This is a genomic window from Pseudomonas putida (assembly GCF_004357765.1).
In the GTDB taxonomy this organism is placed as follows: domain Bacteria; phylum Pseudomonadota; class Gammaproteobacteria; order Pseudomonadales; family Pseudomonadaceae; genus Aquipseudomonas; species Aquipseudomonas putida_U.
This window is the reverse complement of sequence record NZ_SMTE01000015.1, coordinates 42,086-60,958: the sequence shown is the minus strand read 5'-3', so window position 1 is coordinate 60,958 and position 18,873 is coordinate 42,086. Positions and strand designations below refer to the sequence as shown.

The 18,873-nt window shown below is 61.7% G+C and carries 17 protein-coding genes; 15 read left to right on the top strand and 2 right to left on the bottom strand.

Going from position 1 to position 18,873, the window contains the following annotated elements; genetic code table 11:
- The first annotated feature begins 44 nt into the window (after window positions 1-44).
- A complete protein-coding gene (locus E2H86_RS21390; protein WP_133331473.1) occupies window positions 45-1,370 on the top strand; it encodes an MFS transporter in 1,326 nt (441 codons plus the stop codon).
- Between the two features lie 121 nt (window positions 1,371-1,491).
- On the opposite strand, the gene E2H86_RS21385 is transcribed toward E2H86_RS21390, so the two are convergent.
- Window positions 1,492-3,174 (bottom strand): electron transfer flavoprotein-ubiquinone oxidoreductase, encoded by a 1,683-nt coding sequence (locus E2H86_RS21385; protein WP_133331471.1) that lies wholly within the window; start codon window positions 3,172-3,174, stop codon window positions 1,492-1,494.
- A 549-nt stretch (window positions 3,175-3,723) separates the two neighbouring features.
- Between E2H86_RS21385 and E2H86_RS21375 the strand changes: the two genes are divergently transcribed.
- From E2H86_RS21375 to E2H86_RS21335, 9 genes are all read left to right on the top strand, one after another.
- A complete protein-coding gene (locus tag E2H86_RS21375) occupies window positions 3,724-4,473 on the top strand; it encodes an electron transfer flavoprotein subunit beta/FixA family protein (RefSeq protein WP_133331467.1) in 750 nt (249 codons plus the stop codon).
- Window positions 4,474-5,403, top strand: coding sequence for an electron transfer flavoprotein subunit alpha/FixB family protein (locus E2H86_RS21370; RefSeq protein WP_133331465.1), 930 nt, complete (start codon window positions 4,474-4,476; stop codon window positions 5,401-5,403).
- Window positions 5,404-5,512: 109 nt separating this feature from the next.
- Window positions 5,513-6,334 carry a substrate-binding periplasmic protein gene (locus E2H86_RS21365; protein ID WP_133331463.1) on the top strand — a complete coding sequence of 274 codons (822 nt, stop codon included), beginning with the start codon at window positions 5,513-5,515 and terminating at the stop codon, window positions 6,332-6,334.
- Between the two features lie 9 nt (window positions 6,335-6,343).
- Window positions 6,344-6,697: a DUF4398 domain-containing protein gene (locus E2H86_RS21360; RefSeq protein WP_133331461.1), complete on the top strand. Its 354-nt coding sequence runs from the start codon at window positions 6,344-6,346 to the stop codon at window positions 6,695-6,697.
- Window positions 6,694-7,506, top strand: a complete 813-nt coding sequence (locus E2H86_RS21355; RefSeq protein ID WP_133331459.1) for an OmpA family protein — start codon at window positions 6,694-6,696, stop codon at window positions 7,504-7,506. The genes E2H86_RS21360 and E2H86_RS21355 overlap by 4 nt, the downstream gene beginning before the upstream one ends.
- A gap of 167 nt (window positions 7,507-7,673) precedes the next feature.
- Window positions 7,674-9,116 carry an aminotransferase-like domain-containing protein gene (locus E2H86_RS21350; protein ID WP_133331456.1) on the top strand — a complete coding sequence of 481 codons (1,443 nt, stop codon included), beginning with the start codon at window positions 7,674-7,676 and terminating at the stop codon, window positions 9,114-9,116.
- A 62-nt stretch (window positions 9,117-9,178) separates the two neighbouring features.
- Complete coding sequence (locus E2H86_RS21345) at window positions 9,179-9,655, top strand: hypothetical protein (RefSeq protein ID WP_133331454.1); 477 nt, start codon at window positions 9,179-9,181, stop codon at window positions 9,653-9,655.
- A gap of 132 nt (window positions 9,656-9,787) precedes the next feature.
- A complete protein-coding gene (locus E2H86_RS21340; RefSeq protein WP_133331452.1) occupies window positions 9,788-10,042 on the top strand; it encodes a YkgJ family cysteine cluster protein in 255 nt (84 codons plus the stop codon).
- A gap of 32 nt (window positions 10,043-10,074) precedes the next feature.
- Entirely contained in the window at window positions 10,075-10,680 is a 606-nt protein-coding gene (locus E2H86_RS21335; protein ID WP_133331450.1) for an START domain-containing protein, read from the top strand.
- A gap of 226 nt (window positions 10,681-10,906) precedes the next feature.
- On the opposite strand, the gene gltA is transcribed toward E2H86_RS21335, so the two are convergent.
- The gene (gltA, locus tag E2H86_RS21330) at window positions 10,907-12,196 is read right to left on the bottom strand and encodes a citrate synthase (protein ID WP_133331448.1); all 1,290 of its coding nucleotides are present in this window, start codon (window positions 12,194-12,196) and stop codon (window positions 10,907-10,909) included.
- Between the two features lie 352 nt (window positions 12,197-12,548).
- Here gltA and sdhC point away from each other — a divergent pair, with 352 nt between their 5' ends.
- The 5 genes from sdhC to E2H86_RS21305 all read left to right on the top strand — a co-directional run bounded on the left by sdhC (window position 12,549) and on the right by E2H86_RS21305 (window position 18,864).
- Window positions 12,549-12,935 carry a succinate dehydrogenase, cytochrome b556 subunit gene (gene sdhC, locus E2H86_RS21325; RefSeq protein ID WP_012315350.1) on the top strand — a complete coding sequence of 129 codons (387 nt, stop codon included), beginning with the start codon at window positions 12,549-12,551 and terminating at the stop codon, window positions 12,933-12,935.
- Window positions 12,929-13,297, top strand: a complete 369-nt coding sequence (gene sdhD / locus E2H86_RS21320; protein WP_027921320.1) for a succinate dehydrogenase, hydrophobic membrane anchor protein — start codon at window positions 12,929-12,931, stop codon at window positions 13,295-13,297. The genes sdhC and sdhD overlap by 7 nt, the downstream gene beginning before the upstream one ends.
- Window positions 13,298-13,300: 3 nt before the next feature.
- The gene (gene sdhA / locus E2H86_RS21315; RefSeq protein WP_133331446.1) at window positions 13,301-15,073 is read left to right on the top strand and encodes a succinate dehydrogenase flavoprotein subunit; all 1,773 of its coding nucleotides are present in this window, start codon (window positions 13,301-13,303) and stop codon (window positions 15,071-15,073) included.
- An 11-nt stretch (window positions 15,074-15,084) separates the two neighbouring features.
- Window positions 15,085-15,789: a succinate dehydrogenase iron-sulfur subunit gene (locus tag E2H86_RS21310; RefSeq protein ID WP_133331444.1), complete on the top strand. Its 705-nt coding sequence runs from the start codon at window positions 15,085-15,087 to the stop codon at window positions 15,787-15,789.
- A gap of 243 nt (window positions 15,790-16,032) precedes the next feature.
- On the top strand, window positions 16,033-18,864 hold the full coding sequence (locus E2H86_RS21305) for a 2-oxoglutarate dehydrogenase E1 component (protein ID WP_133331442.1): 2,832 nt from the start codon (window positions 16,033-16,035) through the stop codon (window positions 18,862-18,864).
- The last annotated feature ends 9 nt before the right edge of the window (window positions 18,865-18,873 follow it).

The following is an 18,873-nucleotide window of genomic DNA, read 5'->3' as shown; positions in this document are numbered from 1 at the left end:
CATTTGCTATCCTCTGGGCCTTTGCCGATCTTGCGGACCCTGCCATGCCTGTCATCGATACCGCCCGCCAGCCCCGGTTCAGCCGCGGCGACCACCGGACCTTGGGTCTGGCGGCCCTGGGCGGTGCCCTGGAAATCTATGATTTCATCATCTTCGTTTTCTTCGCCCTGACGCTCAGCCAGCTGTTCTTTCCGCCACAGATGCCGGAGTGGCTGCGTCTGCTGCAGAGCTTCGGGATCTTCGTCACCGGCTACCTGGCAAGACCGCTGGGTGGCATCCTCATGGCCCATTTCGCTGACCACCTGGGACGCAAGCGCGTCTTCAGCCTGAGCATCCTGATGATGGCGCTGCCGTGCCTGTTGATCGGGGTGATGCCCACCTATGCCGACATCGGCTATGCCGCGCCGCTGATCCTGCTGGCCCTGCGTATCCTGCAGGGTGCTGCGGTCGGCGGCGAGGTCCCCAGCGCCTGGACCTTCGTTGCCGAGCATGCTCCGCCCGGTCGGCGCGGTTATGCCCTGGGCTTCCTGCAGGCGGGGCTGACCTTCGGTTACCTGCTGGGGGCGTTGACGGCGACCTTGCTGGCGCAAGTCTTCACGGCGCAGGAGATCCTCGACTACGCCTGGCGCTACCCGTTCCTGCTGGGCGGCGTGTTCGGCGTGATCGGCGTGTGGCTGCGCCGCTGGTTGAGCGAGACGCCGGTGTTCCTGGCGCTGCGTGAACGTCAGGACCGGCCGGTGGCCTTCCCGTTGCGCCAGGTGCTGGGCGAGCATCGTCAGGCGCTGATTCCCGCAGCCCTGCTGACCTGCGTGCTGACGTCGGCGGTGGTGGTGCTGGTGGTGATCACGCCGACGGTGATGCAGCAACGCTTCGGCATGAGCGCCGGACATACCTTTGCCCTGAGCAGCGTCGGTATCGTGTTCCTCAATATCGGCTGCGTGCTCGCCGGGCTGCTGGTCGATCGCGTGGGCGCCTGGCGAGCGCTCATGCTCTACAGCGTGCTGCTGCCTATGGGCATCGGTGCGCTCTACGCAAGTCTGGTCGGACAGTGGGGCGCGACTTGGCTAGCCTACGCACTGGCCGGCCTGTCCTGCGGTGTGGTGGGGGTGGTGCCTTCGGTCATGGTTGGCTTGTTCCCGGCGCAGATCCGGGTGTCGGGGATCTCGTTCACTTACAATGTGGCCTATGCGTTGTGGGCCAGTACCACGCCGCTGGCGCTGATTGCCTTGATGCCTTGGAGTCCTTGGGTGTGCGTTGGCTTCTGTTTGATCATGGGGGCGGTCGGATTGTTGACGGCCTGGTACTTCGGGCGCCGTGAGTCGCTGGCATTCGGCGCCGAGCCGATGTCGATCATGTGCGTTGAAAAATAGGGGTAGGGCTCAGCTTGGCGATTGCTGGGGAGCGTAGAACGAGCGCTAGAAGCGCCACGGCGAACACCCACGAAAAAGCCCCCGGCTCTCGCGAGTCGGGGGCTTTTTCGTGGCGGCAGCCTTACATGTTCGGGTAGTTCGGCCCGCCGGCGCCTTCAGGGGTCACCCAGGTGATGTTCTGGGCCGGGTCCTTGATGTCGCAGGTCTTGCAGTGCACGCAGTTCTGCGCGTTGATCTGGAATCGCTTGCTGCCGTCTTCCTGGCTGACCACTTCGTACACACCCGCAGGGCAGTAGCGCTGGGCCGGCTCGTCGTACAGCGGCAGGTTGCTGGCGATCGGCACGTTCGGATCGGTCAGCTTCAGGTGGCAGGGCTGTTCCTCCTCGTGGTTGGTGCTGGAGAGGAATACCGAGCTGAGCTTGTCGAAGCTGAGCTTGCCGTCGGGCTTGGGGTAGTCGATCTTTTTCGAGTCCGCCGCGAGCTTGAGGCAGGCGTAGTCCGGCTTGGTGTCGTGCAGGGTGAACGGCAGCTTGCCACCGAACCAGTTCTGGTCGACGTAGTTGAACGCACCACCCAGCAGGGGGCCGAACTTGTGCAGTGCAGGGCCGAAGTTGCGGCTGGCGAACAGCTCCTCATACAGCCAGCTGGCCTTGAAGGCACTGACGTAGCCATTGAGCAGGTCGCCACCCTCGCTGCCGGCGATCAGGGCGTCGGCCACGGCGTCGGCGGCGAGCATGCCGGACTTCATCGCGGTGTGGCTGCCCTTGATCTTGGAGAAGTTCAGGGTGCCGAGGTCGCAGCCGATCAGCGCGCCGCCGTTGAAGACCATCTTTGGCAGCGAGTTCAGGCCGCCCTTGCAGATGGCTCGGGCGCCGTAGCTGATGCGCTTGCCGCCTTCGAGGTACTGGCTCATCACCGGGTGGTGCTTGAGGCGCTGGAATTCATCGAACGGCGACAGGTATGGGTTGGAGTACGACAGGTCGACGATCAGGCCGACCACCACCTGGTTGTTTTCCAGGTGATAAAGGAACGAGCCGCCAGTGTTTTCGGCGCTCATCACATCCAGCGGCCAGCCGGCGGTGTGCACCACCAGGCCTTGCTCGTGTTTGGCCGGGTCGATTTCCCAGATTTCCTTGAGGCCGATACCGTAGTGCTGGACATCCGACTCGTTGTCCAGGTCAAAGCGCTTGATCAACTGCTTGCCGATATGGCCGCGGCAGCCTTCGGCGAACAGGGTGTACTTGGCGCGCAGTTCCATGCCCGGGGTGTACAGGCCGTCCTTGGGGTTGCCTTCGCGGTCGACGCCCAGGTCTCCGGTGACGATGCCGCGCACCACGCCGTTTTCATCGAACAATGCTTCCTGGGCGGCGAAGCCTGGGTAGATTTCCACGCCGAGGTTCTCGGCCTGCTGGGCCAGCCAGCGGCACAGGTTACCCAGGGAGATGATGTAGTTGCCCTGGTTGTGCATGGTCTTGGGCACGAACAGGTCGGGGACCTTGGTCGAGCTGCCGGCATCCTTGAGCACGTAGATATCGTCGCGCTTGACCTCGGTGTTGAGCGGGGCGCCGAGTTCTTTCCAGTCGGGGAACAATTCGTTCAGGGCGCGGGGTTCGAACACCGCGCCGGAGAGGATATGTGCACCAACTTCCGAACCTTTTTCGACCACGCAGACGCTGATCTCGCTACCGGCTTCGGCGGCCTTCTGCTTCAGGCGGCAGGCGGCGGACAGGCCGGCGGGGCCTGCGCCGACGATGACCACGTCGAATTCCATGTATTCGCGTTCCACTGGTTCTCTCCTACTCATCAAGGCTCGTGCTGTTGCTTGGTCTTATTGGGTGCTGGACGTTCGTGCGCGGCTCGGCATCGGGGCCCGCGGCGGGGCCTGGCTGTAGCTGCGAAAAAGACGGACTACACCGTTTTTGTCCTGGCGCGCATTATATCTACACCACGTGGCGGGTCCAATACAAACGTTTGTTTGAAATTGCCGCAGGCCAGTAAAATCACAGGAAGGCGGCTGGAGGGTGACCGATTTGCCGTATTGACCGGATGGGGTGTTACGGTCAAGATACGAGCGGTTTTACGCTCGCCGTAGGCTGATCGTCGGGCGCAGGTGTACCCCTAAAGACCAGGCGTGGAGCAGGCTGTCTGGGCCAGAACGTGTTTTGTAGTGGAGTCTACACGCCACGACAGAAAATGACCCGCGGGTTTTTGCCGCGGCGGTCGAACAGAGACTGTTCGGTCACGTGAAGGTCGCTCCGTCCGGTTCGTTTTTAGAGGTGCCCTTGTACCCACGCGCATCGCCAGGGCATGGCCCCAGGCGACATTCTATTCACCGGAGAGTAACGAGGAATCCATGAAGGTTCTTGTAGCTGTCAAACGAGTGGTCGACTACAACGTCAAGGTTCGCGTCAAGGCGGATAACTCCGGCGTCGACCTTGCAAACGTCAAGATGTCCATGAACCCCTTCTGCGAAATCGCCGTGGAAGAAGCCGTACGCCTGAAAGAGAAGGGCGTGGCCAGCGAGATCGTCGTCGTTACCATCGGCCCGACCGCTGCCCAGGAGCAACTGCGTACCGCCCTGGCTCTGGGTGCTGACCGGGCCATTCTGGTCGAAGCTGCCGAAGAGCTGAATTCCCTGGCCGTGGCCAAGGCACTGAAAGCCGTTGTCGACAAGGAACAGCCGCAGTTGGTGATCCTCGGCAAGCAGGCCATCGACAGTGACAACAACCAGACCGGCCAGATGCTGGCTGCGCTGACCGGCTTCGCCCAGGGCACTTTCGCCTCCAAGGTGGAAGTGGCTGGCGACAAGCTCAATGTCACCCGTGAAATCGATGGCGGCCTGCAGACCGTTGCACTGAACCTGCCAGCCATCGTCACCACCGACCTGCGCCTGAACGAGCCACGCTACGCGTCGCTGCCGAACATCATGAAGGCCAAGAAGAAGCCGCTGGAGACCGTGACTCCAGACGCGCTGGGCGTATCGCTGACCTCCACCAACAAGACCGTGAAGGTTGAAGCCCCGGCTGCCCGCAGCGCTGGCATCAAGGTCAAATCGGTGGCCGAACTGGTCGAGAAGCTGAAGAACGAAGCGAAGGTAATCTAAATGACTATCCTGGTTGTCGCTGAATACGAAGCCGGTGCCGTAGCCCCGGCCACCCTGAACACTGTCGCCGCTGCCGCCAAGATCGGTGGTGATATCCACGTTCTGGTCGCTGGCCAGAACGTGGGCGGCGTCGCCGAATCCGCGGCCAAGATCGCTGGCGTGGCCAAGGTGTTGGTCGCTGATAACGCGGCCTACGCCCATGTGCTGCCGGAAAACGTCGCGCCGCTCATCAAAGAGCTGGCCAGCGGTTACAGCCACGTGCTGGCCCCGGCCACCACCAATGGCAAGAACATCCTGCCGCGCGTTGCTGCGCTGCTGGACGTCGACCAGATCTCCGAGATCATCTCGGTCGAGTCCGCCGACACCTTCAAGCGCCCGATCTACGCCGGTAACGCCATTGCCACCGTGCAATCGAGCGCTGCGATCAAGGTCATCACCGTGCGTACCACCGGCTTCGACGCCGTGGCCGCCGAAGGTGGTTCGGCTGCCGTCGAGGCCGTCGGTGCCGCCCATGACGCCGGTATCTCGAGCTTTGTCGGCGAAGAGCTGGCCAAGTCCGATCGCCCAGAGCTGACCGCTGCCAAGATCGTCGTCTCCGGCGGTCGCGGCATGGGCAATGGTGACAACTTCAGCCACCTGTACAGCCTGGCCGACAAGCTCGGCGCTGCTGTCGGTGCCTCGCGCGCCGCGGTCGACGCGGGCTTCGTGCCCAACGACATGCAGGTCGGCCAGACCGGCAAGATCGTCGCCCCGCAGCTGTACATCGCCGTCGGTATCTCCGGCGCGATCCAGCACCTGGCAGGCATGAAGGACTCCAAGGTGATCGTGGCGATCAACAAGGACGAAGAGGCGCCGATCTTCCAGGTGGCCGACTACGGGCTGGTCGCCGACCTGTTCGAAGCCGTTCCGGAGCTGGAAAAGCTGGTCTGATCCGGCTGCTTCACTTATAAAGAAGCCCGGCCCTCGTCATGAGGGCCGGGTTTTTTTTGCGGTATCGGCACGGGCCTCATCGCCGATGAATACGAACGAGGAGTGAAGGATGGTGTTATCCAAAGCGGGCAGGGTGCTGGCATGCATGACTGCGCTGCTGTCTCCCCTGGCGCTGGCGGCAGGCAAGTGCGAGCGCCTGGTGGTCACCGGCAGCCCGGATGCGCCGCCGTACTCCTGGCAGGACCCGAAGGACCCGCGCCATCTGATCGGGGCCAATGTCGACCTGTTGCGCCAGGTGGCCAGCGAGCTCGGTATCAAGGTCGAGGTGCTGCACGCCGGCAAGCGCGACCAGGCCCTGGAGGAAGTGCGCAGCGGGCGCATCGATCTGTTGCTCGATACGCCCATGCAGGTCGAGCAACTCACCGCGCTCGACTACATTCATCCACCGTTGCTGCTCAACGAATACCTGGTATGGACCCGCCATGATGGGCAGGTGGTGTTCGACGGTCCTGCAGACCTGGCCCGTTACCAGGGCAGCCTCTCCGAACGGGCGCGGTTGACGCCGGCGTTCGACGCGTTCGCCAAGGCCCAGCTGCATCTGGTGGTCGCGCAGAACCTGACCCAGGCGTTCCAGAAGCTGGTGTTGGGACAGGTCGATTATGTGCTGGCTGGTCGCTATGCGGGCATGGCGATGACCCAGGGCCTCGGTATGAGCAATGACCTGATCGCCCGTGGTCTACCGGTGGACCGTCCAGGCTTGTATCTGGCGGTTTCGCATAATTCGGCCTGCAACGACAGCTGGCTGCGTGGGCAGTTGGCGAAAAAACTGACAGAATTGCCGATCTCCGGTACGTCCGACGCCGTGTTGCAGCGCAACGTCGAGCGCTGGAAAGCGCAGATGCAGCTTTCCCCGGACGCCCCCAAACAGTAGGAAGTGTGTGTGAGAACCCAATCACTGATCCTTGCCGCGGCCATGTTCGGCCTGGCCGGCTGCGCCAACGACCCGGCGCCCAACGAACAGATGCGCATTGCCGAGCAGGCGCTGGAGCAGGCCAAGGCGGTCGGCGCCACCGAGGACAACCCGGCATTCAAGATGGCCAGCGACAAGCTCGATCGGGCCAGGAGCAACATGCTCGGAGAAAGCTATCGCGACGCACGCATGCGTGCCGAGCAAGCCGAACTGGACGCTCGCCTGGCCGAGGCCCAGGTCCTCAATCAGAAGAGCGATGAGCAGCTCGCAGTGTTGCAGTCGCGGATCAAGCGTTTGCGCAAGCAGTTGGAGGTGCAGCCATGATGGGTGCCAAACCAATGGCCGCGCTGGCCCTTGTGGTGCTGACGGCGGGCTTGCAAGGCTGTGCCAGTCAGCGCAGCGAGGCGGCTCTGGACGAGGCTGCGGCCAGCTTCCAGAAGGTCAAGGACGATGCCGATGTGCTGCGCAGTGCGCCGCGTGACGTCATCCGCGCGGGTGAGTCGTTGTCCCGCGCCGAGCGCTTGTCGAGCTATGTGGGCACGGGCAGTGATGTGCGCCACTACGCCTATCTGAGCCAGCGCTACAGCGAGATCGCCAGCGAGCATGCCAAGTTGGCCCTGAATCAGGAGCGCCGGGCCAAGCTCGACCTTGAGCGTCAGCGCCTGCAGTTGGCGCTGCGCGAGGCCAAGCTGGCCAGCGTGCAACAGCAGGGTAAATGGGTCGAGTCGCAAATCGCCGCACTGGCTTCCGAGCAGGCTGATCGTGGTCTGGTCATGACCCTGAGCGATGTGCTGTTCGACACCGGGCGTGCCGATCTGAAGAACTCGGCCAGCCGTACCGTGCTCAAGCTGGTTCAGTTCCTTCAATTGAACCCGCGTCGTGTGGTGCGTATCGAGGGCTACACCGACAGCACCGGTGCGCCGGAGGACAATCTCAAGCTGTCCCGTGACCGCGCCCAGGCCGTGGCCGACATGCTGGTGGATCTGGGTATAGACGAGAAGCGCCTGCAGGTCGAAGGCTACGGCGACCAATATCCTATCGAGGCCAACGCTTCGGAGCGGGGCAGAGCACAGAACCGTCGTGTGGAAATCGTCTTCTCCGATGACAAAGGTAGACTCGCGCCGGCGCGCTGAAGTCGTCAGGGTGTCTCGGCGTGTCATTCGTCTCGTTCGTTAGTGGTTGACTGTACGGTTGGCTATTCTGCAATCTGTGCCAGTACACTTTGCAACTGTTACGGTATCCTCTACCGTCAGTGAGCCACACAAGAACAACGAGCCTGTCTGCGCGCCGAGATCTCGCCATGACCAACCTGCTGCTCTACCAGCGTATTGCCCAGCAACTTGCCGATGATATCCGTCGGGGTGTCTATCAGCCCGGCGAGCGAGTGCCTTCGGTACGCAAGATGAGTGCCCAGCTCAACGTCAGCCACGCCACGGTCTTGCAGGCTTACGCCAATCTGGAAGATCAGGGGCTGATCCGGGCACGCCCGCAGTCGGGCTACTACGTGCACCAGACGCCGGCCCTGACCGCGCAGACGCCCGACATCGCGCGCGTCGAGCGGCCCGGCCTGGTCACCCGTGCCAGTATCATCCAGCAGGTGCTCACCGAAGCTCGTCGAGATGGCGTGTTCCCGTTCGGCGCGGCGGTGCCCCACGTCGACTATCTGCCGGTGCGTGCCCTGCACCAGCAGATCGCCAAGGTCACTCGTTTCCACAGTCCGCGCGCGTTCAGCTATATGTTCAGCCCGGGATTCGAGCCGTTGCGCCGGCAGATCGCGATCCGCATGCGCGATGCTGGCGTGTTGGTCGATCCGCGGGAAGTAGTGGTCACCCATGGTTGCGTCGATGCCTTGCAGATGTCGTTGCGTGTGCTCACCCGGCCTGGCGATCTGATCGCTGCCGAATCGCCAACCTACTATGGCTTGCTGCAGTTGGCTGACCTGCTCGGCCTCAAAGTGATCGAGATTCCCAGCGACCCGTCCACGGGCATCAGTCTGGAGGCGCTGCAACTGGCGGCCAACCAGTGGTCGATCAAGGCGTTGGTGCTGACCACGCGCTTGAGTAACCCGCTGGGCGGCACCATGCCGGAGGAACGACAGAAACAGTTGTTGCGGCTGGCCTCGGACTACGACATCCAGGTGGTCGAGGACGATATCTACGGCGAGCTGATGTTCGAGCAGGGCAAGACCAAGGCGCTCAAGGCCTTCGACCGGCTGGATCGGGTCATCTACTGCTCGAGCTTCTCCAAGACCTTGTCGCCCGGCGTGCGGGTGGGTTGGATGATTGCCGGGCGCTATCAGGAAGAGATCCAGCGCCTGCAGACCTTCACCACTCACTCGGCGTGCAGCGTGACGCAAATGGGTGTAGCGGCTTACCTGGAGAACGGCGGCTACGACCGGCATCTGCGCTACATCCGCCAGGAATACCGCAAGAACCTCAGTGCCTATCAGTTGGCAGTGCAACAACATTTCCCTGAAGGCACGCAGATGACCCGGCCCACGGGCGGCTTCATCCTTTGGGTGAGCCTGCCGGGGCGGGTCAACACTCAGGAGTTGCATGTGCGTGCGTTGGAACAGGGCATCAGCATCGCGCCGGGGCTGATCTTCAGCAATACCGAGCAGTTCAACCACTGTATCCGCCTCAATTGCGGGATTCCCTGGAATAAGGAGGCCGAGCGTGCGGTGATCACCTTGGGCCTGTTGGCTCAGCAATTGTGCAGGGAGTCGACAGGTTCGCCGTTGTAGGCTTGCCAGCGGGCCGCGGAACGGAGAGCATACGCACTTTTCCAGTCTGCCCATCGGTAACCATGAATCTGTTGCGCGCTTTTGCTTTTGCCGTATGCCTCGTGCCAGTCTGCCTGTCGGGTGGTATGGCGGTGGCTGCGCAACCAGCGGCGCAGGCGGCTCCATCCAAGGTCAAGCCTGCGCAGAAAACGGTGCAGAAGAAGAGCCAGGCGGTGCCCAGAAAAGCGGCGAAACCTGCCAGCGCCAAGCGCAAGACTGCCAAGCCCGTCAGCAAGGCGGTCGCCAAGCCGCTGCCCAAGCCCAAGCTCGACCTCAGTCTGCCGGTGGAAATGGTCAATGATCTCGAGCCCAGCCTCGGCAGCAAGACCGGGCGTCGCAAACCTTTGCTGCCATCGATGTTTCCCAGTAAGCCGGTAGAAGACGACAGCCCCTTCCAGCTCAATGGCCGGCTCATCAGCAACGAAATGCAGCTTCAACTGCGCAACGACAGCCGCCGTGATGTGGAAGGGGCGGCGATCGAGTTCGAGTACCGCCAATAGTCTGGGGCAACTGACTGCCGGGTCATGGCAGATTTCATCCGTGTGGCAATTTCAAACGTATGTTTGAGCGGTTACTATCCAGGGACGTTCGTCCCGTTCTGTTCCAGGGAGTCCTGATCTTGGTGAATCACCATGAATTGCCGTGAAGGTTGCGGCGCCTGCTGCATCGCGCCGTCCATCACCTCTGCCATGCCCCGTATGCCCCAGGGCAAGCCGGCGGGTATGCGCTGCCTGCATCTGACGGCGACAAACCTCTGCGACCTGTTCGGTAAGCCTGAGCGCCCGGCGGTATGCGGTGGTTTCAAGGCAGATGTCGAGGTGTGTGGCAGCGACCGCGACGAGGCGATCAGGATTCTTGGTTGGCTGGAGCAAGTGACGGCGGCGTAACGGTTGGCTCTTCGACAACAAGGATAAAGATGATGAGATCGATCAAGCGTATTGCACTGCTGTGTGGCATCGGCGTTCTTCTGGCGCCGGTGGCCTGGGCCGAGGACTGGCAGGTGGCCAAGGACGAGGAGGGTATCAAGGTGTCCCTCAGTGAAGTGGCAGGCTCCAAGTACAAAGCTTATCGCGGCGTGACGCTGATCAAGGCGCCGCTGGCCAAGGTCCTGGCGCTGCAGGAAGACGTGGTGGGGGCCTGTGCCTGGATTCACGAGTGCAAGTCGCAGAAGCTGCTCAAGCACGAGGGTGATCAGAGCTGGACCTACACCCAGTTCAATACACCATGGCCGGTGACCCCGCGTGACTCGGTGCTGCAGGTGAGTACGGTCAAAGAGGCTGATGGCAGCGTGGTGCGCAATCTCAAGGAGCTGCCGACCTATATCCCGGAAGAGAAAGGATTCGTGCGCGTGGCCCAGGTCGAAGGTTTCTGGAAGCTGGTACCCAGGGGCGATAGCACCGAGGTGACCTACCAGGTCCACACCGAACCGGGAGGGAGTGTGCCGTCGTGGTTGGCCAACAAGTTCGTCGTCGATGCGCCGTTCAATACCCTCAAGGCGTTGCGCGAGCGGGCCGAGAAGAACTGAGATTCATTGGGGGCTTTGCTGGCTTCTTCGCGGGCTTGCCCGCGAAGAGGTCCGTATAGGCAAATAAACAAGGTTCTTCCCGGATTGGTTTAGCGGCAGCTCGGTGGGAGGCACTAGGTGCTTGTCTTGGGTGCTGAGGTGGCGCTCGATCTCAAAGGCGCCAAATACCTTACAGGCATTAAAAAGGCTGCCCGAGGGCAGCCTTTTTGCTTTCGGCGTCAAGCGCTTACTTGCGGTCTTTCAGTTCGACGATGTCGCGATGCAGTTCGCCGGTGTACAGCTGGCGCGGGCGGCCAATCTTGTACGGACTGGAGAGCATTTCTTTCCAGTGCGAGATCCAGCCGACGGTACGCGCCAGGGCGAAGATCACGGTGAACATGCTGGTCGGAATGCCGATCGCCTTGAGGATGATCCCCGAGTAGAAGTCGACGTTCGGGTACAGCGAGCGCTCGATGAAGTAAGGATCGGTGAGGGCGATCTCTTCCAGGCGCATGGCCAGTTCCAGCTGCGGATCGTTCTTGATGCCCAGCTCGCCCAGGACTTCGTCGCAGGTCTGCTTCATCACGGTGGCGCGCGGGTCGCGGTTCTTGTACACGCGGTGACCGAAGCCCATCAGCTTGAACGGGTCGTTCTTGTCCTTGGCCTTGGCGATGTACTTGTCGATGTTCGAGACATCGCCAATTTCATCGAGCATGGTCAGCACGGCTTCGTTCGCGCCGCCGTGGGCCGGGCCCCACAGTGCAGCGATGCCGGCAGCGATACAGGCGAACGGGTTGGCGCCCGAGGAGCCTGCCAGGCGCACGGTGGAGGTGGAGGCGTTCTGCTCGTGGTCGGCGTGGAGGATGAAGATCCGGTCCATTGCCTTGGCCAGCACCGGGCTGATCGGTTTGATCTCGCACGGGGTGTTGAACATCATGTGCAGGAAGTTTTCCGCGTACGACAGGTCGTTGCGCGGATACATCATCGGCTGGCCCATGGAGTACTTGTAGACCATCGCGGCCAGGGTCGGCATCTTGGCGACCAGGCGCACCGCGGAGATTTCGCGGTGTTGCGGGTTATTGATGTCCAGGGAGTCGTGATAGAACGCCGACAGGGCGCCGACCACGCCGCACATCACCGCCATCGGGTGAGCGTCGCGACGGAAGCCGTTGAAGAAGGACTTCAGCTGCTCGTGAACCATGGTGTGGTTCTTCACGGTGCTGACGAACTGGGCCTTCTGCTCGGCATTCGGCAGTTCGCCGTTGAGCAGCAGGTAGCAGGTTTCGAGGTAGTCCGATTTCTCGGCGAGTTGTTCGATCGGGTAGCCGCGGTGCAGCAGCACGCCCTTGTCGCCGTCGATGTAGGTGATCTTCGACTCGCACGAGGCGGTCGCCATGAAACCTGGGTCGAAGGTGAAGTGACCAGTGGCCCCCAACCCGCGGACGTCGATTACATCAGGACCAACGGTGCCGGTTAAAATGGGCAGCTCGACGGGGGCAGCGCCCTCGATGACCAACTGCGCTTTTTTGTCAGCCATGTGGCCTCCTATTAATGCTTGAAATCATCAGACAGACCCCCCACGCAGGGCCCGCACCACTATAGAGGGATAAATTCGAATGTCAATTTGCCTAAAGGCTGGTTGAAACCGCCTCGCAGCCTTGATTTTTCGCGAATTTCTCGCCCGTTTACGCCTTTTGTTCATTAAAGGCAATGCGCTATTTGGGCTAGCCCCTCACGTTGTCATGAGCAGCCTAACTGTCTATACTCGGCAGCCGACCGCCAAGGGCTTGCAAGCCCGAACTGCTGGGGGTCGCCGTTCTCTGGGTGGTGGGTACCTGACCAGTACACTTACCAACAACTTTGCCCTGATTCGCTAGGGGCTCTTCAGTGTGAAAAAAGCCGTGAAAAGCCAACGACCTGTAAACCTAGACCTAAGGACCATCAAGCTTCCTGTCACTGCGTACACGTCCATTCTGCACCGTATCTCCGGCGTCATCCTGTTCCTGGGCCTTGCCATCATGCTTTATGCATTGGGCAAGTCGCTGGGTTCCGAGGAAGGCTTCGGTGAGGTGAAGGCGTGTCTGACCAGCCCGCTGGCCAAGTTCGTGACCTGGGGCCTGCTGTCCGCCCTGCTTTATCACCTCGTGGCAGGTGTACGCCACCTGATCATGGACATGGGTATCGGTGAGACGCTGGAAGGCGGCAAGCTGGGCTCGAAAATCGTGATCGTCATCTCCGTGGTGCTGATCGTTCTGGTGGGAGTTTGGGTATGGTAACCAATGTCACGAACCTGTCGCGTTCGGGCCTCTATGACTGGATGGCGCAGCGCGTATCGGCGGTCGTTCTCGCGGCTTACTTCATTTTCCTGATCGGCTACGTGGTCTGCCACCCAGGCATCGACTACACCCAGTGGCATGGTCTGTTCTCCAACAACGCGATGCGGATCTTCAGTCTGCTGGCCCTCGTTGCCCTGGGCGCTCACGCCTGGGTCGGCATGTGGACCATCGCCACCGACTACCTGACGCCGATGTCGTTCGGCAAGTCGGCGACTGCGATTCGTTTCCTGTTCCAGGCGGTATGCGGCGTTGCGATGTTCGCTTACTTCGTCTGGGGTGTGCAGATTCTCTGGGGTATCTGATCCATGGCTAGCATTCCTACTATTTCCTTCGACGCCATCATCATCGGTGGCGGCGGTGCCGGCATGCGCGCAGCGCTGCAGCTGGCTCAAGGCGGTCACAAGACAGCCGTTGTCACCAAGGTCTTCCCGACCCGTTCGCACACCGTATCCGCCCAGGGCGGCATCACCTGCGCCATCGCTTCGGCCGACCCGAACGACGATTGGCGCTGGCACATGTACGATACCGTCAAGGGTTCCGACTACATCGGTGACCAGGACGCTATCGAATACATGTGTCAGGAAGGCCCGGCTGCGGTCTTCGAGCTGGACCACATGGGTCTGCCGTTCTCGCGTACCGAAACCGGTCGTATCTACCAGCGTCCGTTCGGTGGCCAGTCCAAGGACTTCGGCAAGGGTGGCCAGGCTGCCCGTACCTGCGCAGCCTCCGACCGTACCGGTCACGCGCTCCTGCACACCCTGTACCAGGGCAACCTGAAGGCCGGCACCACCTTCCTCAACGAGTACTACGCCGTTGACCTGGTGAAGAACCAGGACGGCGCGTTCGTCGGTGTGATCGCGATCTGCATCGAAACCGGCGAAACCCTGTACATCAAGTCCAAGGCCACCGTGCTGGCCACCGGCGGTGCGGGCCGTATCTACGCCTCGACCACCAACGCTCTTATCAACACCGGTGACGGTATCGGCATGGCCCTGCGTGCAGGCGTCCCGGTCCAGGACATCGAGATGTGGCAGTTCCACCCGACCGGTATCGCCGGCGCCGGCGTTCTCGTGACCGAGGGCTGCCGTGGTGAGGGTGGCTACCTGATCAACGCCCACGGCGAGCGCTTCATGGAGCGTTACGCGCCGAACGCGAAAGACCTGGCTGGCCGCGACGTGGTCGCCCGTTCCATGGTCAAGGAAATCATCGCCGGCAACGGTGTGGGCCCGAACAAGGACCACGTACTGCTGAAGCTGGACCACCTGGGCGAGGAGGTGCTGCACAGCCGCCTGCCAGGTATCTGCGAGCTGTCCAAGACCTTTGCCCACGTCGACCCGGTGGTCGCACCGGTACCGGTCGTACCGACCTGCCACTACATGATGGGCGGCGTTGCCACCAACATTCATGGCCAGGCCATCACCATGGACGCCGAAGGCAAGGATCAGATCATCCCAGGCCTGTTCGCCGTAGGTGAAGTGGCGTGCGTATCGGTTCACGGTGCCAACCGCCTGGGCGGCAACTCGCTGCTCGACCTGGTGGTCTTCGGTCGTGCTGCCGGTCTGCATCTGGAAAAAGCGCTGAGCGAAGGCGTGGAGTACCGCGATGCCAGCGACACCGACGTCGACGTTGCCCTGAACCGCCTGAACAAGCTCAACGAGCGTACCACTGGCGAAGACGTCGCCAGCCTCAAGCGTGAACTGCAGAGCTGCATGCAGAACTACTTCGGTGTATTCCGTACCGGCGCATACATGCAGAAGGGTATCGAGCAGCTGGCTGGCCTGCGCGAGCGCATCGCCAACGTCAAGATCAACGACAAGTCCCAGGCCTTCAACACCGCGCGTATCGAAGCGCTGGAGCTGCAGAACCTGCTGGAAGTCGCCGAAGCTACCGCCATCGCGGCCGAAGCCCGTAAAGAGTCCCGCGGCGCGCACGCCCGTGAAGACTACGAAGACCGTGACGACGAAAACTGGCTGTGCCACACCCTGTACTACCCGGGTGAGAAGCGCGTGGCCAAGCGTGGCGTCAACTTTGCGCCGAAGACTGTTCCAGCCTTCGAACCAAAAGTCCGGACTTACTAAGGGTGGCTGCTATGTTGAAAGTCGAAGTTTATCGTTACAACCCGGACACCGACGCGGCGCCCAAGATGGAGTCGTTCGACGTCGATACCGGCGGCAAGGACCTGATGGTGCTGGACGTACTGGCACTGATCAAAGAAAAGGACGAAGGTTTCTCGTACCGTCGCTCCTGCCGTGAAGGCGTTTGCGGTTCCGACGGCATGAACATGAACGGCAAGAACGGCCTGGCCTGCATCACCCCGCTGTCGGGCGTGGTCAAGGGCAACAAGCTGGTTCTGCGTCCGCTGCCAGGCCTGCCGGTCATTCGTGACCTGGTGGTCGACATGAGCATCTTCTACAAGCAGTACGAGAAGGTGAAGCCGTTCCTGCAGAATGACACGCCGGCCCCGGCCATCGAGCGCCTGCAGTCGCCTGAAGATCGCGACAAGCTGGACGGTCTGTACGAGTGCATCCTGTGCGCCTGCTGCTCGACTTCCTGCCCATCGTTCTGGTGGAACCCGGACAAGTTCCTGGGCCCCGCCGCACTGCTGCAGGCCTATCGCTTCCTGGCCGACAGCCGTGACACCAAGACCCAGGAGCGCCTGGCGTCCCTGGATGACCCGTTCAGCGTATTCCGCTGCCGCGGGATCATGAACTGCGTGAACGTTTGCCCGAAGGGTCTGAACCCGACCAAGGCGATCGGCCACGTACGTAACATGCTGCTGCAGAGCGGCACCTGATTCAAAGCGTTGTACCTGCAAGATGCCAAGGTGCGGGTGGTGAGCCCGCACTGAGGTAAAACCCGAGCAAGGGCCCACAAAGCCCGCGCTCATTACCTATGAAGATGAGACCAGCAGGGGCTTCCGGGCTGGTACCCGGAAAATCAGCAGGATCCAGGTGGCGTGGTTCAGTCGCTTTGCTCGGACTTATCCAGGTTTGCTGTGGCTCTCGCCGATCAGTCCCCTAACCGAGGGTGACCAAGCATGCAAGAAAGCGTGATGCAGCGCATGTGGGATAGCGCCCACCTTTCAGGTGGTAACGCTGCATATGTGGAAGAACTCTACGAGCTCTACCTGCACGACCCTAACGCTGTGCCAGAAGAGTGGCGCACCTACTTCCAGAAGTTGCCCGCCGACGGCAGCACCGCTACCGATGTATCGCACTCGACAATCCGCGACCATTTCGTACTGCTGGCAAAGAACCAGCGCCGCGCCCAACCGGTATCTGCCGGGAGCGTGAGCAGTGAACACGAGAAGAAGCAGGTTGAAGTTCTGCGACTGATCCAGGCCTATCGTATGCGCGGCCATCAGGCTGCCAAGCTCGACCCGTTGGGGTTGTGGCAGCGCCCTGCGCCCGTAGACCTGTCGATCAATCACTACGGCTTGACCAATGCCGATCTTGATTCGACTTTCCGTGCCGGCGACCTGTTCATCGGCAAAGAGGAAGCGAGCCTACGTGAGATTTTCGAGGCGCTCCAGAAGACATATTGTCGCACCATTGGCGCCGAGTTCACCCACATCACCGATTCCGAGCAGCGCAGCTGGTTCCAGCAGCGCCTGGAAAGCGTGCGCGGTCGTCCGGAGTTTTCCGCCGACGTGCAGACCCACCTGCTCGAGCGCGTGACCGCTGGCGAAGGCCTTGAGAAATACCTGGGCACCAAGTACCCAGGCACCAAGCGTTTCGGCCTCGAGGGTGGCGAAAGCCTGATCCCGATGCTGGACGAAATGATCCAGCGCTCCGGTTCGTATGGCACCAAGGAAGTTGTGATCGGCATGGCCCACCGTGGCCGTCTCAACGTCCTGGTCAACACCTTCGGCAAGAACCCGCGCGAGCTGTTCGACGAGTTCGAAGGCAAGAAGATGAACGAGCTGGGCTCCGGTGACGTGAAGTATCACCAGGGCTTCTCCTCCAACGTGATGACCCCAGGCGGCGAAGTCCACCTGGCCATGGCGTTCAACCCGTCCCACCTGGAAATCGTTTCGCCAGTGGTGGAGGGTTCGGTACGTGCTCGCCAGGACCGTCGCAACGACACCGTCGGCGACAAGGTGCTGCCGATCTCGATCCACGGCGATGCTGCATTCGCCGGCCAGGGCGTGGTCATGGAAACCTTCCAGATGTCGCAGACCCGCGGTTTCAAGACCGGCGGTACCGTGCACATCGTGATCAACAACCAGGTTGGTTTCACCATCAGCAACCCGCTGGACTCGCGTTCCACCGAGTACGCCACCGACGTTGCCAAGATGATCCAGGCGCCGATCCTGCACGTGAACGGCGATGACCCGGAAGCGGTCCTGTTCGTGACCCAGCTGGCCATCGACTACCGCATGCAGTTCAAGCGTGACGTGGTCATCGACCTGGTCTGCTACCGCCGTCGCGGCCACAACGAGGCCGACGAGCCGAACGGCACCCAGCCGTTGATGTACCAGCAGATCAGCAAGCAGCGCACCACCCGTGAGCTGTACGCCGAGGCACTGATCCAGGCCGGCCGCATCGACGCCGAGCGCGCCCAGGCGAAGATCGACGAGTACCGCAACGCCTTGGACAACGGTTTGCACGTGGTCAAGAGCCTGGTCAAGGAGCCGAACCGTGAGCTGTTCGTGGACTGGCGTCCGTACCTGGGCCACGCCTGGACCGCGCGCCACGACACGCGTTTCGACCTCAAGACCCTGCAGGAGCTGTCGGCCAAGCTGCTCGAGCTGCCGGAAGGCTTCGTCGTCCAGCGTCAGGTCGCCAAGATCTACGAAGACCGTCAGAAGATGCAGGCCGGTGGCTTGCCGATCAACTGGGGTTACGCCGAGACCATGGCGTACGCCACGCTGCAGTTCGAAGGGCACCCGATCCGCATGACCGGCCAGGACATCGGTCGTGGCACCTTCTCGCACCGTCACGCGGTGCTGCACAACCAGAAGGACGCCAGCACCTACGTGCCGCTGCAGAACCTGTTCCCGGGCCAGCCGAAGTTCGAGCTGTACGACTCCTTCCTTTCGGAAGAAGCCGTTCTGGCATTCGAATACGGTTACTCGACCACCACGCCGAACGCGCTGGTGATCTGGGAAGCCCAGTTCGGCGACTTCGCCAACGGTGCCCAGGTGGTGATCGACCAGTTCATCACCAGCGGCGAGCACAAGTGGGGCCGTCTGTGCGGTCTGACCATGCTGCTGCCTCACGGCTATGAAGGCCAGGGTCCGGAGCACTCCTCCGCGCGTCTGGAGCGTTACCTGCAGCTGTGCGCCGAGCACAACATCCAGGTCTGCGTACCGACCACGCCGGCACAGATCTACCACCTGCTGCGTCGCCAAGTCATCCGTCCGCTGCGCAAGCCGCTGATCGTACTGACGCCGAAGTCGCTGCTGCGCCACAAGCTGGCCATCTCGACCTTGGAAGAATTGGCCGAAGGCTCGTTCCAGACCGTCATTCCGGAAATCGACGCGATCGATCCGGCCAAGGTCGAACGCCTGGTCATGTGCAGTGGCAAGGTGTACTACGACCTGTTGGAAAAACGCCGTGCCGAAGGCCGCGAAGACATCGCGATCCTGCGTATCGAGCAGCTGTATCCGTTCCCTGAGGACGATCTGGTCGAAATCCTGGCGCAGTACACCAACCTCAAGCATGCGGTCTGGTGCCAGGAAGAACCGATGAACCAGGGTGCCTGGTACAGCAGCCAGCACCACATGCGCCGAATCCTGGGCCGCCACGACAAGGCGCTGGTCCTGGAATACGCCGGCCGCGACGCTTCTGCCGCGCCTGCATGTGGTTACGCATCGAAGAGCGCCGAACAGCAGGAAAAACTGCTGCAAGACGCCTTTACTGTCTAACGCCTTCGC

Coding starts and splice junctions, on each gene's coding strand:
- E2H86_RS21390 (WP_133331473.1), top strand. CDS start 45: ATGCCTGTCATCGATACCGCCCGCCAGCCCCGGTTCAGCCGCGGCGAC.
- E2H86_RS21385 (WP_133331471.1), bottom strand. CDS start 3,174: ATGAGTAGGAGAGAACCAGTGGAACGCGAATACATGGAATTCGACGTG.
- E2H86_RS21375 (WP_133331467.1), top strand. CDS start 3,724: ATGAAGGTTCTTGTAGCTGTCAAACGAGTGGTCGACTACAACGTCAAG.
- E2H86_RS21370 (WP_133331465.1), top strand. CDS start 4,474: ATGACTATCCTGGTTGTCGCTGAATACGAAGCCGGTGCCGTAGCCCCG.
- E2H86_RS21365 (WP_133331463.1), top strand. CDS start 5,513: ATGGTGTTATCCAAAGCGGGCAGGGTGCTGGCATGCATGACTGCGCTG.
- E2H86_RS21355 (WP_133331459.1), top strand. CDS start 6,694: ATGATGGGTGCCAAACCAATGGCCGCGCTGGCCCTTGTGGTGCTGACG.
- E2H86_RS21350 (WP_133331456.1), top strand. CDS start 7,674: ATGACCAACCTGCTGCTCTACCAGCGTATTGCCCAGCAACTTGCCGAT.
- E2H86_RS21345 (WP_133331454.1), top strand. CDS start 9,179: ATGAATCTGTTGCGCGCTTTTGCTTTTGCCGTATGCCTCGTGCCAGTC.
- E2H86_RS21340 (WP_133331452.1), top strand. CDS start 9,788: ATGAATTGCCGTGAAGGTTGCGGCGCCTGCTGCATCGCGCCGTCCATC.
- E2H86_RS21335 (WP_133331450.1), top strand. CDS start 10,075: ATGAGATCGATCAAGCGTATTGCACTGCTGTGTGGCATCGGCGTTCTT.
- gltA (WP_133331448.1), bottom strand. CDS start 12,196: ATGGCTGACAAAAAAGCGCAGTTGGTCATCGAGGGCGCTGCCCCCGTC.
- sdhD (WP_027921320.1), top strand. CDS start 12,929: ATGGTAACCAATGTCACGAACCTGTCGCGTTCGGGCCTCTATGACTGG.
- sdhA (WP_133331446.1), top strand. CDS start 13,301: ATGGCTAGCATTCCTACTATTTCCTTCGACGCCATCATCATCGGTGGC.
- E2H86_RS21310 (WP_133331444.1), top strand. CDS start 15,085: ATGTTGAAAGTCGAAGTTTATCGTTACAACCCGGACACCGACGCGGCG.
- E2H86_RS21305 (WP_133331442.1), top strand. CDS start 16,033: ATGCAAGAAAGCGTGATGCAGCGCATGTGGGATAGCGCCCACCTTTCA.